Raw genomic sequence first — 18,250 nt, forward strand, 5'->3', positions numbered from 1 at the left:
GGCAATCTCTGTGCTAGTTTCCAGCAACGTCACCATGCAGTTTGGCAGTAAGCCGCTGTTCGAAAACATCTCTGTCAAATTTGGCGGCGGTAACCGCTACGGCCTGATTGGCGCTAACGGCAGCGGCAAATCAACCTTTATGAAAATCCTCGGTGGCGATCTGGTGCCATCCGCCGGTAATGTTTCCCTCGATCCTAATGAACGCATCGGTAAGCTGCGCCAGGATCAGTTCGCCTTTGAAAAATACAGCGTGCTCGACACGGTGATCATGGGGCACCACGAACTGTGGGAAGTGAAGGAAGAGCGCGACCGTATCTATGCACTGCCGGAAATGAGCGAAGCAGATGGCTACAAAGTGGCCGATCTGGAAGTAAAGTATGGCGAGATGGATGGTTATACCGCCGAAGCGCGTGCCGGTGAGCTGCTGCTTGGCGTGGGTATTCCGCTGGAACAGCATTACGGCCCGATGAGCGAAGTGGCGCCAGGCTGGAAACTGCGTGTGCTGCTGGCGCAGGCGCTGTTCTCGAATCCGGAAATTTTGCTGCTCGACGAACCAACCAACAACCTCGACATCGATACGATTCGCTGGCTGGAGCAGGTGCTGAACGAACGTAACAGCACCATGATTATCATTTCGCATGACCGTCACTTCCTGAATATGGTGTGTACGCATATGGCGGATCTGGATTACGGCGAGCTGCGCGTTTATCCGGGTAACTACGACGAATATATGACTGCCGCCACCCAGGCGCGCGATCGCCTGCTGTCGGATAACGCCAAGAAGAAAGCGCAGATTAACGAATTGCAGTCGTTTGTCAGCCGCTTTAGCGCCAACGCCTCGAAATCGCGTCAGGCGACTTCCCGCGCCAAGCAGATCGATAAGATCAAACTGGACGAAGTAAAAGCGTCCAGCCGCCAGAATCCGTTTATCCGTTTCGAGCAGGATAAGAAGCTGTTCCGTAACGCGCTGGAGCTGGCGACTCTGACCAAAGGCTTCGATAACGGTCCGCTGTTCAAAAACGTCAACCTGTTGCTGGAAGTGGGCGAGAAAGTGGCGATTATCGGTCCGAACGGTATCGGTAAAACTACTTTACTGAAAACCCTGATCGGCGAAGCGGTGCCGGATACCGGTACGGTAAAATGGTCTGAGAATGCGCGCATTGGCTATTTCGCGCAGGAACACACTCATGACTTTGATAACAACCTGAATGTCTTCGACTGGATGAGCCAGTGGATGCAGGGCAACGATGACGAGCAGGTGGTGCGCGGTATTCTTGGCCGTCTGCTGTTCAGCCAGGACGATATCAAGAAGCCAGCCAAGGTGCTGTCCGGTGGTGAAAAAGGCCGCATGATGTTTGGTAAGCTGATGATGGAGCGTCCGAATATCCTGATTATGGATGAGCCGACCAACCACCTCGATATGGAATCGATCGAAGCGCTGAATATGGCGCTGGAGATGTACGAAGGGACGCTGGTATTCGTTTCCCATGACCGTGAATTTGTCAGCTCACTGGCCAGCCGCGTGATCGAAATCACCCCGACGCGTCTGATCGACTTTACCGGCAACTACGAAGATTATCTGCGTAGCAAAGGTGTTGATAGCTAAGCGGTGTGTTGTTGCGGGCGGCGATAACGCCGCCCCTACGGCTTAATTCTGTCGCCGCCCGTGCTGACGATGGTTACTGCGTTTTATCGTTTTCCTGCAAAATATGCTGCGTAATCAATGTGGCTAACCGCTGTTCATCTTTCTGCGCAATCGCCTCTACCATCGCAAAATGTTCCTGTGACGACTGCACAATACGCGCATGCGAGCTCCACTGCCCGAGGGCCGCGGATGGCACCCGGCTGCGCAGATCAAAGATTAATTCCACCATCTCCTGATTGGCGCAGGGGGCGAGCAGGGCACGATGAAAAGCCATATTCGCTTCGTACTGCTGCAAAATATTGCCGTGCAGGGTGAAATGTTCAAATTTATCGGCACAGGCTTGCAGCATTGCCAGATCTTCGGCGCTGGTGTTGGCGATAATATCTTTGGCTGAAGCGCTCTCCAGAATCGCGCGGATCGCCGAGATATTGCGACGTTGCTGCACATTGGGCGCATAAACGTGATAGCCCCGATTCGGTACATGTTGCACCAGGCGCTCGATCACCAGCTGATCCAGTGCGCGTCGCACTTCGCTGCGGGTACAGTTATAGCGTTCCGCCAGCTCAACCTGCTTAAGCCACATACCGGCAGTAAATTCGCCGGTATTGATGTCCGTCGCCAGGCTGTTGGCGACATCCACCAGTAGCACGCTTTTACGATGTTTCATTGTCGGTTCCTTTCCTTAACCCGCAGGGAAAACAGTGCGTATTTTAGTGCCGCCAGGCAAGAGTTACATTGCTGTCATTGCAAAACGATCTGCCTTCAGGCGAGGCATTTTCCGGTCATTCCCTTTTAAAAACAGAATACTACCCCGAAACGCTCACCGCTTCCTGCTGCTGAATTAACAGAATTGTGACACAAGCCATAGGTTTTGTGAATAAATTGTCATAAAAATTGGCGCCAATTTTGGTTCTGTGATTGAATCAAATTCGAACGTTACTTAGCCAACCGGAACAGAAGATGACCACAGCCGAAGTTCAGTCCGCTGCGCAGCGCAGTCAGGCCCTCTACTATCGCGGCAGCACCACCATATTTTCCTGCCGTTTCGACAGCCGTTTTCAGTACTGCATGTATGTGCCACCCAGCTTTGATGCCGATCCACAGGGGCACAAGCTGGTGGTGGTTATGCACGGCACCGGGCGATCGATGACCCAGTATCGCGATGCCTTTACCGAGTTCGCCCGTTATAACCGCTGCGTGGTGCTGGCGCCGCTGTTTGCCGTGGGACCACTGGGCGACGGCAACTCGCATGGCTTTAAATACATTATTGAGCAGGATATCCGTTACGACCTGCTGCTGCTGGAGATGATCGCCGAGGTCAGCGCCTCGCTGCAGGCGGATTTCGCGAAGTTTTTGCTGTTTGGTTACTCCGGCGGCGGTCATTTTGTGCATCGTTTTCTGTTTATTCACCCGGAAAAGCTGCTGGGCGTTTCCATCGGCGCGCCAGGCTCGGTAACCCTGCTGGATAACGATAAAGAGTGGTGGGTGGGAGTGAAAAATTTCGAATCCCTGTTTGGTAAACCGCTTAATTATGCCGCGCTGCGCAAGGTGCCGGTGCATCTGGTGGTCGGCAAAGTGGATATCGAAACCTGGGAGATCACCCATCAGCCAGGCGGGAAATATTATCAGCCGGGATGCAACGATAGCGGTGAGACGCGCGTGGCGCGCAACACTTCGCTGCTTAACAGCCTGCGGGCGAATGGCGTCAGCGCTACCCAGGATATTGTGCCAAATGTCGGTCATGACGGCATGAAAGTGCTTGATGAAGTGAAAGATTTCTTTGTACAGATTCTTAACCACACGCGCTGAAGCCCGGGAGCCATTGTGAAAAACGTCATACCCTTTCCACTGATTGAAATCTCCGGTTCCCCACAGCAACGTGGCCGCCAGTATGGTGAAGCCGCACGCGAAAGGATTCATGCTGGCGTGGCGATCTACGGCGATCAGCTTAGTGAACTGCTCAGCCCGCAGGAGAAAAGCCGCATCCTCGAGGATTTTTCCGCCATTGTGCGTCAGTTTGACCCCGACTATCTGGCGGAAATGGAAGGCATTGCCGCTGGCGCCAGTGTGCCGCTGGAAGCCATTGTGATGATCAACGCGCGAACCGAAGTGGTTGCCAAGGCACGGTTACTTAGCGAGCAGCGCGAAATCCATGATGACAGCATAGAAGATGGTTGCAGTGGCGCGGTCATCCTGCCGCAGCGCAGCGCGCACGGCAAACTGATCCACGGCCAGAACTGGGACTGGCGCGCCGAATGCGCCGACACCTCGGTGGTGGTGAAGATCCGCCGTGATAACGGGCCGGATGTGCTGACCTTTGTCGAGGCTGGTGGCCTGGCGCGCAGCGGCCTGAACAGCGCCGGGCTGGCGATCACCGCCAACTATCTGCGCTGCGAACGCGACTATCGTAAATTCGGCGTGCCGATCTCGCTGATCCGCCGTAAAGCGCTGGAACAGCAACATATGGCGCTGGCGATGCGGGTGGTCGCCACCACTGCCAAATCCTGCTCCAACAATATGATCCTCAGCACGGCGGAAGGCTTTGCCATCGATTTTGAGTGCGCACCCGATGAAGCTTTTGCTCTCTACCCGCAACAGGGGGTGCTGGTGCATGCCAACCACTGGGAGAGTGAAACGGCGAAGGTGAAAGTGCGCGAAGAGGGCATTGGCACCTCGCCGGATTCGCTGTATCGCAGCTGGCGTGTCAGCCAGTTGCTGGCGGGCAAACCCCTGCTGAATGAAGAAGATATGAAAGCCGCCTTTTTCGACAACTTTGGTACGCCTTACTCCGTTTGCCGTCCGCCACGTCCCGGCTTTAACAGCGATCTCTCCGCTACGGTGGCGATGATTGTGATGACGCCTGCCGATGGCGTGATGGATGTGGCGCCGCTGCCGGCGATTAACCAGACCTTTACGCGCTACACGCTCGATTAACCCACTCTGAGGACGGTATGAAAAAACGTATAACAGGTGCCGCATATGTTCTGCCGATGATTGTCGCCCTGTCAGGTCATGCGGCCGACAGCAGCGTGATTCGCTTCGCGTTAAACCAGGATATCCGCAGCAGCCAGCCAGGCGTTAACCGCGATGGCAATACCGATGATGTTTTGATGCATGTGGTGGAAGGGCTGGTGGGCTATCGCGAAGATGGCACCGTCGGGCCGATGCTGGCCTCGTCGTGGCAGCTCAGCGATGGCGGCAAAACCTATACCTTCCATCTGCGCGACGGGGTGAGGTTTCATAATGGCAAGCCGGTGACGGCAAAAGATGTGGTCTGGAGCTGGCAGCACTGGAATGACCCAAAAACCCAGTGGCGCTGCGTGCGTGAGTTTGACGGCAGCGGGCTGATTGATGTCACTTCGGTCAGCGCGCCGGATGATCATACCGTAGTGATGCAGCTGGCAAAACCGGTGGCGCTGTTCCTTGATACCCTGGCGCGCACCGACTGCGGCGCAGCGGCGGTAATCAGCCCTGATTCGCTGGATGCCGACGGCAAATGGCTGAAACCGATTGGCACCGGCCCGTTTAGCTTTGATAACTGGAAACATGGCGAATATGTCTCGCTGAAGCGCTTTGCCGCTTATGCCTCGTTGCCAGGTAAACCGGATGGTTTTGTCGGCGGTAAACAGGCGCTGGTGGATGAGGTGCGCTTTATGGCCGTGCCGGATGCCGCTACGGTGAAAGCCGGACTGAGTTCCGGCGCGGTGGACCTGGCGCAGGTCAGCCCGATTGACGCCGCCGATTTGAAGAAAGATCCGAATATTGCAGTGGAGGTGGCGGCGAACGCGCAGCGTCACGGCATTCTGATTCAGACTGATGACCCGCTGCTGAAAAACATCAAACTGCGCCAGGCGATTGCCTCGGCGATGGATACACAGCAGATTGCGCTGGGCACCAGCCAGGGGCTGGCGACACCGAGTAATGCCAATATTTCTACCTCATCCGCATTCTATGGTGACGTCGAAAAGCGGGGCTTCCAGTACGATCCGGCGCGCACCGCCCGCCTGCTGAAAGAGGCTGGTTATAAAGGTGAAACCATCGAAATTATCGCCAATAAGCGTTCGACGGTGCCGAGTTTTGATATGGCGATTATCGCCCAGGCGATGCTACAGGCAGCGGGTATCAACGCCAAAGTCACCACCATGGAGTGGGCGACCCAGCTGGAGCGTTATCAGGCTGGTCGCTACCAGATGATGGCTTTCACCTACTCGGCGCGCTTTAACCCGGCGCTGGCTTTTGAGCAGATCGTCGGCGACAAGAGTAAAGAGAAACGTAAGGTATGGGGCGATCCCGAGGCGATTAAGTTAACTGACAGCCTTGGCTATCTTGACGATCAGGCTGAGATCCAGAAAACCGTCGATCGGCTGCATCAGATGATGATCGAGCAGGTGCCGCTGATGTTCTTCTATCCGGGACTGGATATCGTCGCGCACCGCAAAGCGATTGAGGGTTACAGAGCCTGGCTGGCGGCATCGGCCCGTTTATGGAACGTCTCGCTGAAAGCCTGATGCTAAGGAGCCGCTATGTTGCAGTTTCTGATTAAACGTGTGCTGTCGGCGATCCCCACGCTGTTTCTGGTGACGGTGCTGGTGTTTCTGCTGACACGGCTGGTGCCGGGGGATCCGGCATTGCTGATGCTCGGCGATCTGGCTAACGAGACGAGCCTCGCCGACCTGCGGCACAGTATGGGGCTGGATAAGAGTCTGCCTGAACAGTTTATTATCTGGTTCAGCCAGATGATTCAGGGCGATTTCGGTCAGTCGATTCAGAGTGGCCAGCAGGTGCTGCCGCTGATCGTTACCCGTTTTGGCGTCACCCTGAGCGTGGTGCTGGCAGCGATTATTATCGCTTCGCTGCTGGCGGTGCCTTTCGGCATGCTGGCGGCGTGGAAACAGAACTCGAAGCTGGATGTCGGGCTGGTGATGTTTTCCACCTTTTTACTGTCGATTCCCAGTTTCTGGATGGGGCTGCTGATTCTGCTCGCCTTTGGCCTTAATCTCGGCTGGTTGCCGGTGGTGGGCTATGTTTCGGTCGGCGACAATCTGCAACAGGGGCTGATCTATCTGCTGATGCCGGTGCTGACGCTGGTACTGGTGGAAGTGGGGGCGCTGGTGCGGATGATGCGCGCCAGCACGCTGGAGGTGCTGCGGCTGGATTATGTCGCGCATGCCCGGGCCAAAGGGCTGAAGGAGCACAGGGTGCTGTCGCGCCATGTCTTTCCCAACGCCTTTGGCCCCACCTGGACGCTGATTGGCCTGACGCTGGGTAATCTGCTGAGCGGCGTGGCGGTAACCGAAACGGTATTCAGCCTGCCGGGTCTGGGGCGCCTGCTGGTGGACGCCATCTATGCACGTGACTATCCGGTGATTCAGGGCTGTATGATCTTTATTGCGGCGATCTACGTGCTGACCAATTTGCTGATCGATGCACTTTATCCGCTGTTTAATCCGAGGGTCGCCGCATCATGAAACCACGTATGGCGTTAGCGCCGAATGCACTATTGGGGCTGATTTTAATTGGCGTGATTGTTGCCGCCGGATTAATCGGCTTTTTCTGGACCCCTTACGATCCGTCACGCATTAATATTCTGGCGCGCTTGCAGGGGCCGGATGCCGCCCACTGGTTTGGCACCGATGAGTATGGCCGCGACGTGCTTAGCCGCCTGCTGCTGGGGGCCAGCGCCAGCCTGACCATCTCACTGACTACCGTCACATTTGCCCTGTTGTGTGGCGTGATGCTTGGACTGATTAGCGGCTATCTGCGTGGCATTGTTGACCGGCTGATTATGATGGTGACCGATACCCTGCTGGCATTCCCCGGCATTCTGCTGGCGCTGGGTCTGCTCAGTATCCTCGGCAATAACCGCTACGGCATTATTCTGGCGCTTGGCCTGGCCTATACCCCGGCGGTGGTGCGCATTGTGCGTGGCACGGTGCTTGGATTACGTGAGGCGGATTTTGTTGAAGCCTCGCGCGTTATGGGCCATCACGAACGCTATATACTGACGCACCATGTGTTGCCCAACTGTATTGCGCCGTTAACGGTGCTGGCTACTTCAATGCTTGGCTGGGTGCTGATTTCGGAAAGCGCGCTGTCGTTTCTCGGTCTTGGCGTCCCGCCGCCGGAGCCGACCTGGGGCAATATGCTGGCCGCCAGCCGGACTTATCTGTCGCAGGCGCCATACCTGGCGCTGCTGCCCGGCGCCTGCATTTCGCTTGCGTTACTTGGCGTTAACCTGGTAGGCGACGCACTCCGTGATTATCTCGACCCGAGGATGCATTAATGAATCCGCAAGCCAAATCGTTACTGGAGGTGCGCAACCTGCAGGTCAGTGTCGGCGATCGTCAGGTCGTAAAAGGTATCTCATTTTCGCTGGCTGAACGCGAAGTGCTGGCGGTGGTGGGGGAATCCGGCAGCGGTAAAACCCTGGCGATGCGCGCGCTTATCGGTCTGCTGCCGGCGAATATCAGCTGGCGTGCCGATGCGATGCAGTTTGCCACTGACAGCCTGCTCAATCTTAGCGCCGGAGAGCTGCGTGAAGTGCGCGGCGCCGGGATTGGCATGGTGTTTCAGGAGCCAATGACATCGCTGAATCCGGCAATGAGTATTGGTCACCAGCTCGATGAAGGGCTGGTGTTGCACACGACGCTGACGGCGCCGCAGCGTAAAGCCAAAATTGTCGCCATGCTGGAGCGCGTCGGACTGAGTAATGCCGCCTCGCTGTTAACGCGCTTTCCGCACGAATTTTCCGGTGGCATGCGCCAGCGGGTGATGATCGCCTCCGTTATGCTGCTGGAGCCGAAGCTGATTATCGCCGATGAGCCTACCACCGCACTGGATGTGCTGGTACAGCATGAGGTGATGGAGCTGATGCTGGCGCTGACGGCGGAAAAGGGCAGCGCGGTGATTCTGATTAGCCACGATCTGTCGATGGTGGCCAACTATGCCTCGCGCATTATGGTGATGGAGCAGGGCGAACTGGTGGAGCAGAACAGCAGCGATACACTGCTGGCCAGCCCGCAACATCCTTACACCCGTCGTCTGCTGGATGCGTTGCCAACCCGCAAAGCCGCGCCGGATCGTCAGACGCTGTTTGCCGCGCAACCGGTGATTACCCTGCAGGATATTGTTATCGACTATCAGGGACGTCAAGGCTGGTTCAAGCCGCGCACGCTGACGCGGGCGGTGAATGGCGTCAGTTTTAATGTGCGCGCCGGTGAGACGGTAGCGCTGGTGGGCGCCAGTGGTTCCGGTAAGACCACTATCGGTAAACTGATTGCCGGTATGTTACAGGCCAGCGCCGGATCGCTGGCGTTTATGGGCCAGCCGCTGGAAAACGCCAGCAAAGCGCAACGCCAGAACTGGCGCATGGCCTGTCAGATGATTCAGCAGGATCCTTACTCTTCGCTGAATCCACGGATGAAGGTCGCACGACTGCTGGAAGAGCCGCTGCTGCTGGTGGCGCAGATGAACCGGCGCGCGCGGCTGGAGCGGATTACGCAGGTACTGGCGGAGGTCGGGCTGGATGCGATGTTCCTGTCGCGTTATCCGCACCAGCTGTCCGGTGGCCAGCGTCAGCGGGTGGCGATTGCCCGTGCGATTATTCGCCGCCCGGCTTTTATTATCGCTGATGAACCGACCTCTGCGCTGGATATGACGGTGCAGAAGCAGATCATCCTGCTGTTGAAAAAGTTGCAGCAGACCTACGGTTTCGCCTGCCTGTTTATTACGCACGATCTGGGAGCGGTAGAGCAAATCGCCGATCGGATTATGGTGATGGAGCAGGGGGTGCTGGTCGAAAGTGGCTGGAGTGACGATGTGCTGGATCAGCCGCAGCATGACTATACCCGGCGGCTGCTCTCCTGTTTGCCGCGGTTAACTCCGCTGGCGAGTGGCGGGTATCAGTTGCAACAGAACATTGCCTGATTAACCGGCGGCAACGCCGTCATTACGGCAGGTGAAAATTCTCAATACGGGCGGCGTTTTCGCCGCCCTCCGTTTATTTATGCCCCTGGCCACACACTTCACATTCGGGATCCTGCGCCACCTTCAGCTGGCGAAACTCCAGCGTCATCGCATCGTACATCAGTAGCTTACCCGCTACGCTGCTGCCGTAGGCGGTCAGGGCGCGAATCGCTTCCATCGCCTGCAAGCCGCCAATCACCCCGACCAGCGGCGCCATCACCCCTGCTTCGACGCAGGTTAGCGCGCTGGCGCCAAACAGGCGACTGATACAGCGATAGCAAGGCTCATCCTGCTGCCAGCTAAATACACTGATTTGGCCTTCCATGCGGATCGCTGCGCCCGACACCAGTGGGATCTTCGCGGCATAACAGAGGCGATTAAGCTGTTCACGGGTATCAAGATTATCACTACAGTCGAGCACCAGATCGCAGGCTTTCAGCCGTTTTTTCAGCGCGGCGTCATCAAGGCGCGCATTCACCGCTTCGATAGCAATCAGCGGATTGATCGCCGCCAGCCGCTGGCGCGCCGATGCAACTTTTGCCATGCCGACTTCGGCATCGGTATGCAAAATCTGGCGTTGCAGGTTGGAGCGCGACACGCTGTCGAAATCGAGCAGCGTCAGCGAGCCGACGCCCGCCGACGCCAGATACTGCGCAGCCGCGCAACCGAGACCACCCAGACCGACAATCAGCACACGCGAGGCTTTTAGTTTCTCCTGACCATCAAAATCAAAGTCGCGCAGCACAATCTGACGGTTATAGCGCAGGGTCTCCTCGTCGCTCAGTGCACTCTGCATCTCAGCCTCCCAGCAGTGCGTTAAACGGTTCGATCTCTACCCATTCACCCGTCTGTACCGTTGCCCGCTCGCGCTCCAGCACGATAAAGCAGTTGGCCTGGCTGAAAGAGCTAAAAACATGAGAACCCTGATGTCCGGTGCTGCGCACCTGTAAATCGCCTGCGGCGTCGCGGCTAAATACGCCGCGCTGGAAATCAAGACGACCGGGGGCCTTTTTCAGCACTTCGCTGGCACGCGCGCGCAGCCGTGGTGGCAGAGCGTCGGCCTGCTGGCCGCTAAGATGCGCCAGTAACGGCTGCACCAGCTGATAAAAAGTCACGGCGGCGGAAACCGGATTACCTGGCAGGCCACAGAACCAGCTGCCCGGCAGGCGGCCAAAGGCAAAAGGTTTACCCGGTTTCATCGCCAGTTTCCAGAAGCTGATTTCGCCCAGTTCATCCAGCATCTGTTTGGTGTAATCCGCTTCGCCGACCGACACGCCGCCGCTGCTAATCACCACATCGGCCCGGGCGTCAGCCTGCTGAAAAGCGGCGCGTAAGGCGGCAGGGTCATCTTTAATAATGCCAAGATCGAGCACTTCGCAACCCAGCGCATCCAGCATCAGATGCACGGCAAAGCGGTTGGTGTCATAGATTTGCCCGGCGGCCAGTGGTTCGCCGACCGGTTGCAGTTCATCGCCGGTGGAGAACACCGCCACCCGCAGCTTACGCACAACTCTGACCTGGCCAATACCGAGTGACGCCAGCAGCGGCAGCTCGCCGACGCCAAGTTTTACCCCGGCCGCCAGCACGCTGTCGCCCTGACGAATATCTTCACCCGCCAGGCGAATATTCTGTCCTTTGCTGACCGGCGCAAGGATACGTACTCCCTGATCGCTGCTTTCCGTCTGCTCCTGCATCACCACTGCATCGGCACCTGGCGGAATCGGCGCGCCGGTCATAATCCGAATACAACTACCCGCTGACCATTCGCCCTGGTACGGCGCACCCGCAAAGGCTTTTCCTGCGACAGTCAGTGGCGCGCCACTGGCGAAATCCGCCTCGCGCAGGGCATAACCGTCCATTGCCGAGTTGGCGAACGGAGGCACATTCAGCGGGGAGATCAGCGCTTCGGCGGTAATGCGCCCGGCGGCAGCGGTAATCGCCACCGTTTCGCTGTCGCTCAGCGGGGAAACCTGCGCCAGCATGGCGCGGCGTGCGTCTTCAAGGGAGATCAGTCCCGCAGTAAAGAGTTCCATTATGTCTCCAGATCGGGCCAGCCTGCTGCCCGGTAACGACTCAGATAGCGGCTATTATGGCGCGAATTAACAGGTGGGTCACGCCCGCTTAACGCTGCGGCGACTCAGATAGAACATAACGTTATTATCAGTCAACAAACTTTCCGCTTTACATCGCTTTACAGGCTACCTATAGTCGAAAATCGCTGAAATTTTGCTATACCTCAGCTAACTCAGTGTTTTTCATGCTGATTTAACGCACAGGGCAACGGGATTATGAGCAGAGCAGTAATCGCCATTCATGGCGGCGCTGGCGCGATTACACGCGCGGCAATGAGTGCAGAAAAAGAACAATATTATATCCAGGCGCTTTCGCAGATTGTGACCAGCGGCCAGGCGATTCTGGCGGCGGGCGGCAGCGCGCTGGATGCGGTCACCGAAGCAGTGCGCCTGCTGGAAGAGTGTCCGCTGTTTAACGCCGGTAAAGGCTCGGTGTTTACCCATCAGGGTACCCATGAGCTGGATGCCTGCGTGATGGATGGCCGCTCGCTGGAAGCCGGCGCGGTGGCCGGTGTCACCCGGATTCGTAATCCGGTGCTGGCGGCGCGCGCAGTGCTGGAAAACAGCCCGCATGTGCTGTTTATTGGCGCTGGCGCCGAAGCTTTTGCCGCGCAACATCAGCTGGAAGCGGTGGAACCTGACTTTTTCTCCACCCCTGAGCGCTGGGAACAGCTGCAACGTGCGTTAGCCAGTAACCAGACGCTGCTCGACCATGATGGCGCTGCGCAGAGCGGCGGCGACGATCCGCTGGATAACGATCGTAAATTTGGCACCGTGGGCGCGGTGGCGCTCGATCTGCATGGCAATCTGGCCGCCGCCACTTCGACCGGCGGTATGACCAATAAACAGGCCGGACGCGTTGGCGATTCGCCGCTGGTCGGCGCGGGTTGCTACGCTAATAACGCCAATGTGGCGGTCTCCTGTACCGGCACCGGTGAAGTATTTATGCGCACGCTGGCGGCTTACGATATTGCGGCGCTGATGGAGTACGGTGGTTTATCGCTGAAACAGGCCAGCGACCGGGTAGTTATGGAGAAAATTCCGGTACTGGGCGGCAGCGGCGGCATTGTGGCGGTTGATCGTGATGGCAATGTCGCGCTGCCGTTTAACAGTGAAGGCATGTATCGCGGCTACGGCTATGTCGGTGACGATGCGGTAGTGGGTATTTATCGCGCAGAATAAGGAGAGGGCATGACCGGATCACCAGCAGAGATGCAGCTGTCGCCAGAGCAGGTGCTTGCGGTACGTAATCTTAGCGTCAGTTTTACCCAGGAAGGGGTGACCACCCAGGCGGTGCGCAAGCTGTCACTGGAAGTAAAGCGTGGCGAAACGCTGGCGATTGTCGGTGAATCCGGGTCCGGTAAGTCGGTGACCTCGCTGGCGCTGATGCGCCTGATTGAGCAGGGCGGCGGCAGGATGGACAGCGGCGAAATCTGGCTGCGTCGCCGCAATGGCGCGGTGATCGATGTGGCGAACATGCGTCAGTCGCAGATGCGCGGCATTCGCGGCGCCGATATGGCGATGATTTTTCAGGAGCCGATGACTTCGCTCAATCCGGTGTTTCCGGTGGGTGAGCAGATTGCCGAGTCGATTCGCCTGCATCAGGGACTCAATCATCGTCAGGCGCTGGCGGAAGCACAGCGGATGCTCGATTTAGTGCGCATTCCGGAAGCGAAAAATGTGCTGACGCGCTATCCGCATCAGCTTTCCGGCGGTATGCGCCAGCGGGTGATGATTGCGATGGCGCTCTGCTGTAAACCGGCGCTGCTGATTGCCGACGAGCCGACTACCGCGCTGGATGTCACCATTCAGGCGCAGATTTTGCAGCTGATCCGCGTGCTGCAAAAAGAGATGGAAATGGCGGTGATCTTTATCACCCACGATATGGGCGTGGTGGCGGAAATGGCCGATCGTGTGCAGGTGATGTATCGCGGTGAAGTGGTGGAAACCGCGCCGGTCAACGATATCTTCCGTCAGCCGCAGCAGGCGTATACCCGTGCGCTGCTGGCGGCGGTGCCGAAACTGGGATCGATGAGCGGTCAGCCGTTCCCGGCGAAATTCCCGCTGGTTAACGCGCAGGATCCGCAGCCCCAGTTGCCGCAGGATACCGTGTCGCCGCAGGCGGAGCCGATTTTGCAGGTGCGCGATCTGGTGACGCGCTTTGATATTCGCAGCGGCATTTTTAATCGTGTCCGACGCCGGGTGCATGCGGTGGAGAAGGTCAGCTTTGATCTGCGGCCGGGTGAAACGCTGGCGCTGGTGGGAGAGTCGGGCTGCGGCAAATCGACCACCGGGCGTTCGCTGTTGCGGCTGGTGGAGAGCCAGAGCGGCACCATTACCTTTGCCGGTAAACGCATCGATCAGCTGAAAAACAGCGAGCTGTCGCATTTACGTCGTGATATTCAGTTTATTTTTCAGGATCCCTATGCCTCACTCGATCCGCGCCTGACGGTCGGTTTCTCGATTATGGAGCCGCTACTGGTGCATGGCGTGATGAAGGGGCGCGAAGCGGAAGCGCGCGTCGGCTGGCTGCTGGAGAAAGTCGGGTTGCTGCCGGAACATGCCCGGCGCTATCCGCACGAGTTTTCTGGCGGTCAGCGCCAGCGTATCTGCATTGCGCGCGCGCTGGCGCTGAATCCGAAAGTGGTGATTGCCGATGAGTCGGTATCGGCGCTGGATGTGTCGATTCAGGCGCAGATTATCAATCTGATGCTCGATTTACAGCGTGAGTTCGGCATCGCGTTTCTGTTTATTTCTCATGATATGGCGGTGGTGGAGCGTATCAGCCATCGCGTGGCGGTGATGTATCTCGGGCAGATTGTCGAGATTGGTCCGCGACAGGCGGTCTTTGAGCACCCGCAGCACCCCTATACCCGTAAACTGATGTCGGCGGTGCCGGTGGCCGATCCCGGCCATCGCCGCCGTGAGCGCGCCTTACTGGTCGATGAAATGCCCAGCCCGATTCGCGAGCTGGGTGATGAGCCGGATGTCGCACCGCTGGTGGAAGTCGGCGTCGGACATTTTGTCGCGCGCCATGCAATTAGCGGCGCCTGAATCTGTGTTTTGCCAAAATACCTTAACAAGGGACTACAGGAGATAAATGCAACATGACGATTTCACACACGCGTAAATGGCTGGTTACCGCGGGCCTGATCGGCAGTTTCGCTGCAGTTCCGGCCTGGGCGGCAAAGGATGCGGTGATTGCTGTCGCCTCCAACTTCACTACTCTCGATCCTTATGATGCCAACGACACGCTGTCGCAGGCGGTGGCCAAGTCTTTCTATCAGGGACTGTTTGGTTTTGATAAGGATATGAAACTGACCAACGTGCTGGCGGAAAGCTACCAGGCCAGCGCCGATGGCCTGACTTACACCATTAAACTGCGCCCTGGCGTGAAGTTCCAGGATGGCAGCGACTTTAACGCCGACGCGGTAAAAGCCAATCTCGATCGCGCCAGTAATCCCGACAATCATCTGAAGCGCTATAACCTGTTTAAATATATCGCCTCTACTGACGCCGTGGATGCGACAACGGTTAAAATTACCCTGAAACAGCCGTTCTCGGCTTTTATCAATAACCTGGCGCATCCTGCGGCGGCGATGATCTCGCCTGCCGCGCTGAAACAATATGGCAAGGATATTGGTTTCCATCCGGTTGGCACCGGCCCGTATCAGTTTGTCACCTGGAACCAGACTGACTTTGTCAAAGTGAAGAAGTGGGACGGTTACTGGAAAAAGGGTTATCCAAAACTCGACAGCATTACCTGGCGTCCGGTCGTCGATAACAATACCCGTGCGGCGATGATGCAGACCGGTGAAGCGAATTTCGCCTTCCCGATCCCGTTTGAGCAGGCGAAAGTGTTGCAGGGCAACAGCAAGCTGGATCTGGTGACCTCGCCATCGATTATGCAGCGCTATATCAGTTTTAACGTGACGCAGAAGCCCTTTGATAATCCGAAAGTGCGTGAGGCGATTAACTACGCGATTAACCGTCAGGCGCTGGTGAAAGTAGCGTTTAGCGGTTACGCCACGCCAGCCACCGGTATCGTGCCGCCCTCGATCGACTTTGCGCAAACCTATCCGAAGATTGAATATAATCCGGCCAAAGCGCGCGAACTGTTAAAAGAAGCGGGCTATCCAGATGGCTTTACCACCACCCTGTGGTCCTCGCATAACCACAGCACCGCGCAGAAAGTGCTGCAGTTTACCCAGCAGCAGCTGGCGCAGGTGGGCATTAAAGTGCAGGTGACGGCGATGGATGCCGGTCAGCGAGCGGCCGAAGTGGAAGGTAAAGGCCAGAAAGAGAGTGGCGTGCGCATGTTCTACACCGGCTGGTCCGCCTCTACCGGCGAAGCTGACTGGGCGCTGACGCCGCTGTTTGCCACCGCCTCCTGGCCGCCAGCGATCTTTAATACCGCCTTCTACAGTAATCCGCAGGTGGATAAAGATCTGGCCGGTGCGCTGCAAACCACCGATCGTGCTGAGAAAGCCAGACTGTATAAAGATGCACAGGATCGTATCTGGAATGATCACGCCTGGGCGCCGCTGGTGGTTGAACAGTTAGTCTCGGCCAACAGCAAAACGCTGACCGGCTTCTATGTGATGCCGGATACCTCATTTAGCTTCGATGAAGCCGATCTGAAGTAATGCCGCACCCTGCCAGTCGTCAGCGGCTGGCAGGGCAACGCGCAGGATGATGCATGCTTAACTATTTTATTAAACGCTTACTGGGACTGATTCCCACGCTGCTGATTGTGGCGGTGCTGGTGTTCCTGTTTGTCCATATGCTACCGGGCGATCCGGCGCGGCTGATTGCCGGGCAGGATGCGGATGCGACGGTGGTGGCGATGGTGCGTCAGCAACTGGGGCTGGATCAGCCGTTACCGCAGCAGTTCTGGCATTTTATCCTCAATGTGCTGCAGGGCGATTTTGGCCACTCGATGGTGTCAAAGCGGCCAGTGGTCGATGAGATTGCCTCGCGCTTTATGCCAACATTATGGCTGACGCTCACCAGCATGGTGTGGGCAGTGATTTTTGGGATGGCGATTGGCGTGGTTTCCGCGGTATGGCGCAACCGCTGGCCGGACCGTCTCGGCATGACGCTGGCGGTTTCCGGTATCTCCTTTCCCGCGTTTGCGCTCGGCATGTTGCTGATGCAGGTGTTCTCGGTCGAGCTGGGCTGGTTGCCGACCATTGGCGCCGATAGCTGGAAACACTATATTTTACCCTCTATCACCCTTGGCGCGGCGGTAGCGGCGGTGATGGCACGCTTTACCCGCGCCTCCTTTGTTGAGGTGATGCAGGAAGATTATATGCGTACCGCGCGCGCCAAAGGGGTCAGTGAAACGCTGGTGGTGGTCAAACATGGCCTGCGCAATGCGATGATCCCGGTGGTCACCATGATGGGCCTGCAGTTCGGCTTTCTGCTCGGCGGTTCGATTGTGGTTGAAGTGGTATTTAACTGGCCGGGTCTTGGGCGCCTGCTGGTGGATTCGGTGGCGATGCGTGACTATCCGGTGATTCAGGCAGAAGTGCTGCTGTTTTCGCTGGAGTTTATTCTGATCAATTTGATCGTCGATATGTTGTATGCCGCAATCAATCCGGCTATTCGCTACAAATAAGGAATCGCAATGAAAAACTGGCGACGTGAAGCGGCGCTTAAGGCGATGCCAGCACTACAGGCCAATCGCGTACGCACGCCGTGGCGGGAGTTCTGGCGGCGTTTTCGCCGTCAGCATGTGGCGATGATTGCCGGGCTGTTTGTTCTGCTGTTACTGATACTGGCGTTTGTCGCGCCGTGGATTGCTCCGTTTGATGCGGAAAACTATTTTGATTACGACCGGCTGAATGAAGGGCCGTCGATGATGCACTGGCTGGGGGTTGATTCGCTGGGGCGTGATATTTTCAGCCGGGTGCTGGTCGGCACGCGCATTTCGCTGATTGCCGGTTTCTTCTCGGTGGCGATTGGCGCGCTTATTGGCACGCTGCTCGGCTTGCTGGCTGGTTATTATGAAGGCTGGTGGGACCGGATAATTATGCGCATCTGCGACGTGCTGTTTGCCTTTCCTGGCATTCTGCTGGCGATTGCGGTGGTAGCGATTATGGGCAGCGGTATGTCCAACGTGATTGTCGCGGTGGCGATCTTCAGTATTCCTGCCTTTGCCCGCCTGGTGCGTGGTAATACGCTGGTGCTGAAGCACCAGACCTTTATTGAATCGGCGCGCAGTATTGGCGCATCCGATATCACCATTATTCTGCGGCATATCCTGCCGGGCACCGTGTCGTCGATTGTGGTCTATTTCACCATGCGAATCGGCACCTCAATTATTACCGCCGCCAGCCTCTCGTTCCTTGGTCTGGGCGCGCAACCGCCGACGCCGGAGTGGGGGGCGATGCTGAATGAAGCGCGCGCCGATATGGTGATGGCGCCGCATGTGGCGATTTTCCCCAGTCTGGCGATTTTCCTGACGGTACTGGCGTTTAATTTGTTAGGCGATGGCTTGCGCGATGCACTGGACCCAAAATTAAAAACCTGATGCCTCTGCTGCTGTGCCAGGCTTGTTATTTTC

Annotated in this window: 15 protein-coding genes; 12 read left to right on the forward strand and 3 right to left on the reverse strand. The window is 57.1% G+C overall.

Annotation, left to right across the window (positions count from 1 at the left end; genetic code table 11):
- Nucleotides 1-10 precede the first annotated feature (10 nt).
- The gene (locus J2125_RS19020; RefSeq protein ID WP_040462510.1) at nucleotides 11-1,606 is read left to right on the forward strand and encodes an ABC-F family ATPase; all 1,596 of its coding nucleotides are present in this window, start codon (nucleotides 11-13) and stop codon (nucleotides 1,604-1,606) included.
- 73 nt (nucleotides 1,607-1,679) lie between these two features.
- On the opposite strand, the gene J2125_RS19025 is transcribed toward J2125_RS19020, so the two are convergent.
- Nucleotides 1,680-2,312: a GntR family transcriptional regulator gene (locus tag J2125_RS19025; RefSeq protein ID WP_017802394.1), complete on the reverse strand. Its 633-nt coding sequence runs from the start codon at nucleotides 2,310-2,312 to the stop codon at nucleotides 1,680-1,682.
- A gap of 293 nt (nucleotides 2,313-2,605) precedes the next feature.
- Here J2125_RS19025 and J2125_RS19030 point away from each other — a divergent pair, with 293 nt between their 5' ends.
- The 6 genes from J2125_RS19030 to J2125_RS19055 are packed head-to-tail and all read left to right on the forward strand — an operon-like array spanning nucleotide 2,606 to nucleotide 9,571.
- The gene (locus J2125_RS19030; RefSeq protein ID WP_017802395.1) at nucleotides 2,606-3,454 is read left to right on the forward strand and encodes an alpha/beta hydrolase family protein; all 849 of its coding nucleotides are present in this window, start codon (nucleotides 2,606-2,608) and stop codon (nucleotides 3,452-3,454) included.
- 15 nt (nucleotides 3,455-3,469) lie between these two features.
- Complete coding sequence (locus J2125_RS19035; RefSeq protein ID WP_017802396.1) at nucleotides 3,470-4,579, forward strand: C45 family autoproteolytic acyltransferase/hydrolase; 1,110 nt, start codon at nucleotides 3,470-3,472, stop codon at nucleotides 4,577-4,579.
- 17 nt (nucleotides 4,580-4,596) lie between these two features.
- Complete coding sequence (locus J2125_RS19040; RefSeq protein ID WP_017802397.1) at nucleotides 4,597-6,153, forward strand: ABC transporter substrate-binding protein; 1,557 nt, start codon at nucleotides 4,597-4,599, stop codon at nucleotides 6,151-6,153.
- A gap of 15 nt (nucleotides 6,154-6,168) precedes the next feature.
- Nucleotides 6,169-7,113: an ABC transporter permease gene (locus tag J2125_RS19045; RefSeq protein WP_017802398.1), complete on the forward strand. Its 945-nt coding sequence runs from the start codon at nucleotides 6,169-6,171 to the stop codon at nucleotides 7,111-7,113.
- Nucleotides 7,110-7,928, forward strand: coding sequence for an ABC transporter permease (locus J2125_RS19050; protein ID WP_017802399.1), 819 nt, complete (start codon nucleotides 7,110-7,112; stop codon nucleotides 7,926-7,928). The genes J2125_RS19045 and J2125_RS19050 overlap by 4 nt, the downstream gene beginning before the upstream one ends.
- Complete coding sequence (locus tag J2125_RS19055) at nucleotides 7,928-9,571, forward strand: dipeptide ABC transporter ATP-binding protein (protein ID WP_017802400.1); 1,644 nt, start codon at nucleotides 7,928-7,930, stop codon at nucleotides 9,569-9,571. The genes J2125_RS19050 and J2125_RS19055 overlap by 1 nt, the downstream gene beginning before the upstream one ends.
- Before the next feature lie 73 nt (nucleotides 9,572-9,644).
- Here J2125_RS19055 and moeB read toward each other — a convergent pair whose 3' ends face one another.
- On the reverse strand, nucleotides 9,645-10,406 hold the full coding sequence (moeB, locus tag J2125_RS19060) for a molybdopterin-synthase adenylyltransferase MoeB (protein WP_017802401.1): 762 nt from the start codon (nucleotides 10,404-10,406) through the stop codon (nucleotides 9,645-9,647).
- Nucleotide 10,407: 1 nt separating this feature from the next.
- Nucleotides 10,408-11,643, reverse strand: coding sequence for a molybdopterin molybdotransferase MoeA (gene moeA, locus J2125_RS19065; protein ID WP_017802402.1), 1,236 nt, complete (start codon nucleotides 11,641-11,643; stop codon nucleotides 10,408-10,410).
- Nucleotides 11,644-11,898: 255 nt separating this feature from the next.
- On the opposite strand from moeA, the gene J2125_RS19070 reads away from it, so the two are divergent.
- Genes J2125_RS19070 through gsiD form a run of 5 tightly spaced genes read left to right on the forward strand, consistent with a single transcriptional unit; the run spans nucleotide 11,899 to nucleotide 18,217 of the window.
- Complete coding sequence (locus J2125_RS19070) at nucleotides 11,899-12,864, forward strand: isoaspartyl peptidase/L-asparaginase (protein ID WP_017802403.1); 966 nt, start codon at nucleotides 11,899-11,901, stop codon at nucleotides 12,862-12,864.
- A 9-nt stretch (nucleotides 12,865-12,873) separates the two neighbouring features.
- Complete coding sequence (gene gsiA / locus J2125_RS19075) at nucleotides 12,874-14,736, forward strand: glutathione ABC transporter ATP-binding protein GsiA (protein WP_017802404.1); 1,863 nt, start codon at nucleotides 12,874-12,876, stop codon at nucleotides 14,734-14,736.
- 53 nt (nucleotides 14,737-14,789) lie between these two features.
- The gene (gene gsiB, locus J2125_RS19080; RefSeq protein WP_017802405.1) at nucleotides 14,790-16,328 is read left to right on the forward strand and encodes a glutathione ABC transporter substrate-binding protein GsiB; all 1,539 of its coding nucleotides are present in this window, start codon (nucleotides 14,790-14,792) and stop codon (nucleotides 16,326-16,328) included.
- Between the two features lie 53 nt (nucleotides 16,329-16,381).
- Nucleotides 16,382-17,302 (forward strand): glutathione ABC transporter permease GsiC, encoded by a 921-nt coding sequence (gene gsiC, locus J2125_RS19085; protein ID WP_017802406.1) that lies wholly within the window; start codon nucleotides 16,382-16,384, stop codon nucleotides 17,300-17,302.
- 9 nt (nucleotides 17,303-17,311) lie between these two features.
- The gene (gsiD, locus tag J2125_RS19090; protein ID WP_017802407.1) at nucleotides 17,312-18,217 is read left to right on the forward strand and encodes a glutathione ABC transporter permease GsiD; all 906 of its coding nucleotides are present in this window, start codon (nucleotides 17,312-17,314) and stop codon (nucleotides 18,215-18,217) included.
- The last annotated feature ends 33 nt before the right edge of the window (nucleotides 18,218-18,250 follow it).

This window comes from Winslowiella toletana, from assembly GCF_017875465.1.
Taxonomy (GTDB): Bacteria; Pseudomonadota; Gammaproteobacteria; order Enterobacterales; family Enterobacteriaceae; genus Erwinia; species Erwinia toletana.

Bases quoted from the DNA above. Each gene is read 5' to 3' on its own strand.
- J2125_RS19040 (WP_017802397.1), top strand. From the start codon at position 4,597: ATGAAAAAACGTATAACAGGTGCCGCATATGTTCTGCCGATGATTGTC.
- J2125_RS19070 (WP_017802403.1), top strand. From the start codon at position 11,899: ATGAGCAGAGCAGTAATCGCCATTCATGGCGGCGCTGGCGCGATTACA.
- gsiD (WP_017802407.1), top strand. From the start codon at position 17,312: ATGAAAAACTGGCGACGTGAAGCGGCGCTTAAGGCGATGCCAGCACTA.
- J2125_RS19030 (WP_017802395.1), top strand. From the start codon at position 2,606: ATGACCACAGCCGAAGTTCAGTCCGCTGCGCAGCGCAGTCAGGCCCTC.
- J2125_RS19055 (WP_017802400.1), top strand. From the start codon at position 7,928: ATGAATCCGCAAGCCAAATCGTTACTGGAGGTGCGCAACCTGCAGGTC.
- J2125_RS19050 (WP_017802399.1), top strand. From the start codon at position 7,110: ATGAAACCACGTATGGCGTTAGCGCCGAATGCACTATTGGGGCTGATT.
- gsiA (WP_017802404.1), top strand. From the start codon at position 12,874: ATGACCGGATCACCAGCAGAGATGCAGCTGTCGCCAGAGCAGGTGCTT.
- gsiB (WP_017802405.1), top strand. From the start codon at position 14,790: ATGACGATTTCACACACGCGTAAATGGCTGGTTACCGCGGGCCTGATC.
- J2125_RS19025 (WP_017802394.1), bottom strand. From the start codon at position 2,312: ATGAAACATCGTAAAAGCGTGCTACTGGTGGATGTCGCCAACAGCCTG.
- J2125_RS19045 (WP_017802398.1), top strand. From the start codon at position 6,169: ATGTTGCAGTTTCTGATTAAACGTGTGCTGTCGGCGATCCCCACGCTG.
- moeB (WP_017802401.1), bottom strand. From the start codon at position 10,406: ATGCAGAGTGCACTGAGCGACGAGGAGACCCTGCGCTATAACCGTCAG.
- moeA (WP_017802402.1), bottom strand. From the start codon at position 11,643: ATGGAACTCTTTACTGCGGGACTGATCTCCCTTGAAGACGCACGCCGC.
- gsiC (WP_017802406.1), top strand. From the start codon at position 16,382: ATGCTTAACTATTTTATTAAACGCTTACTGGGACTGATTCCCACGCTG.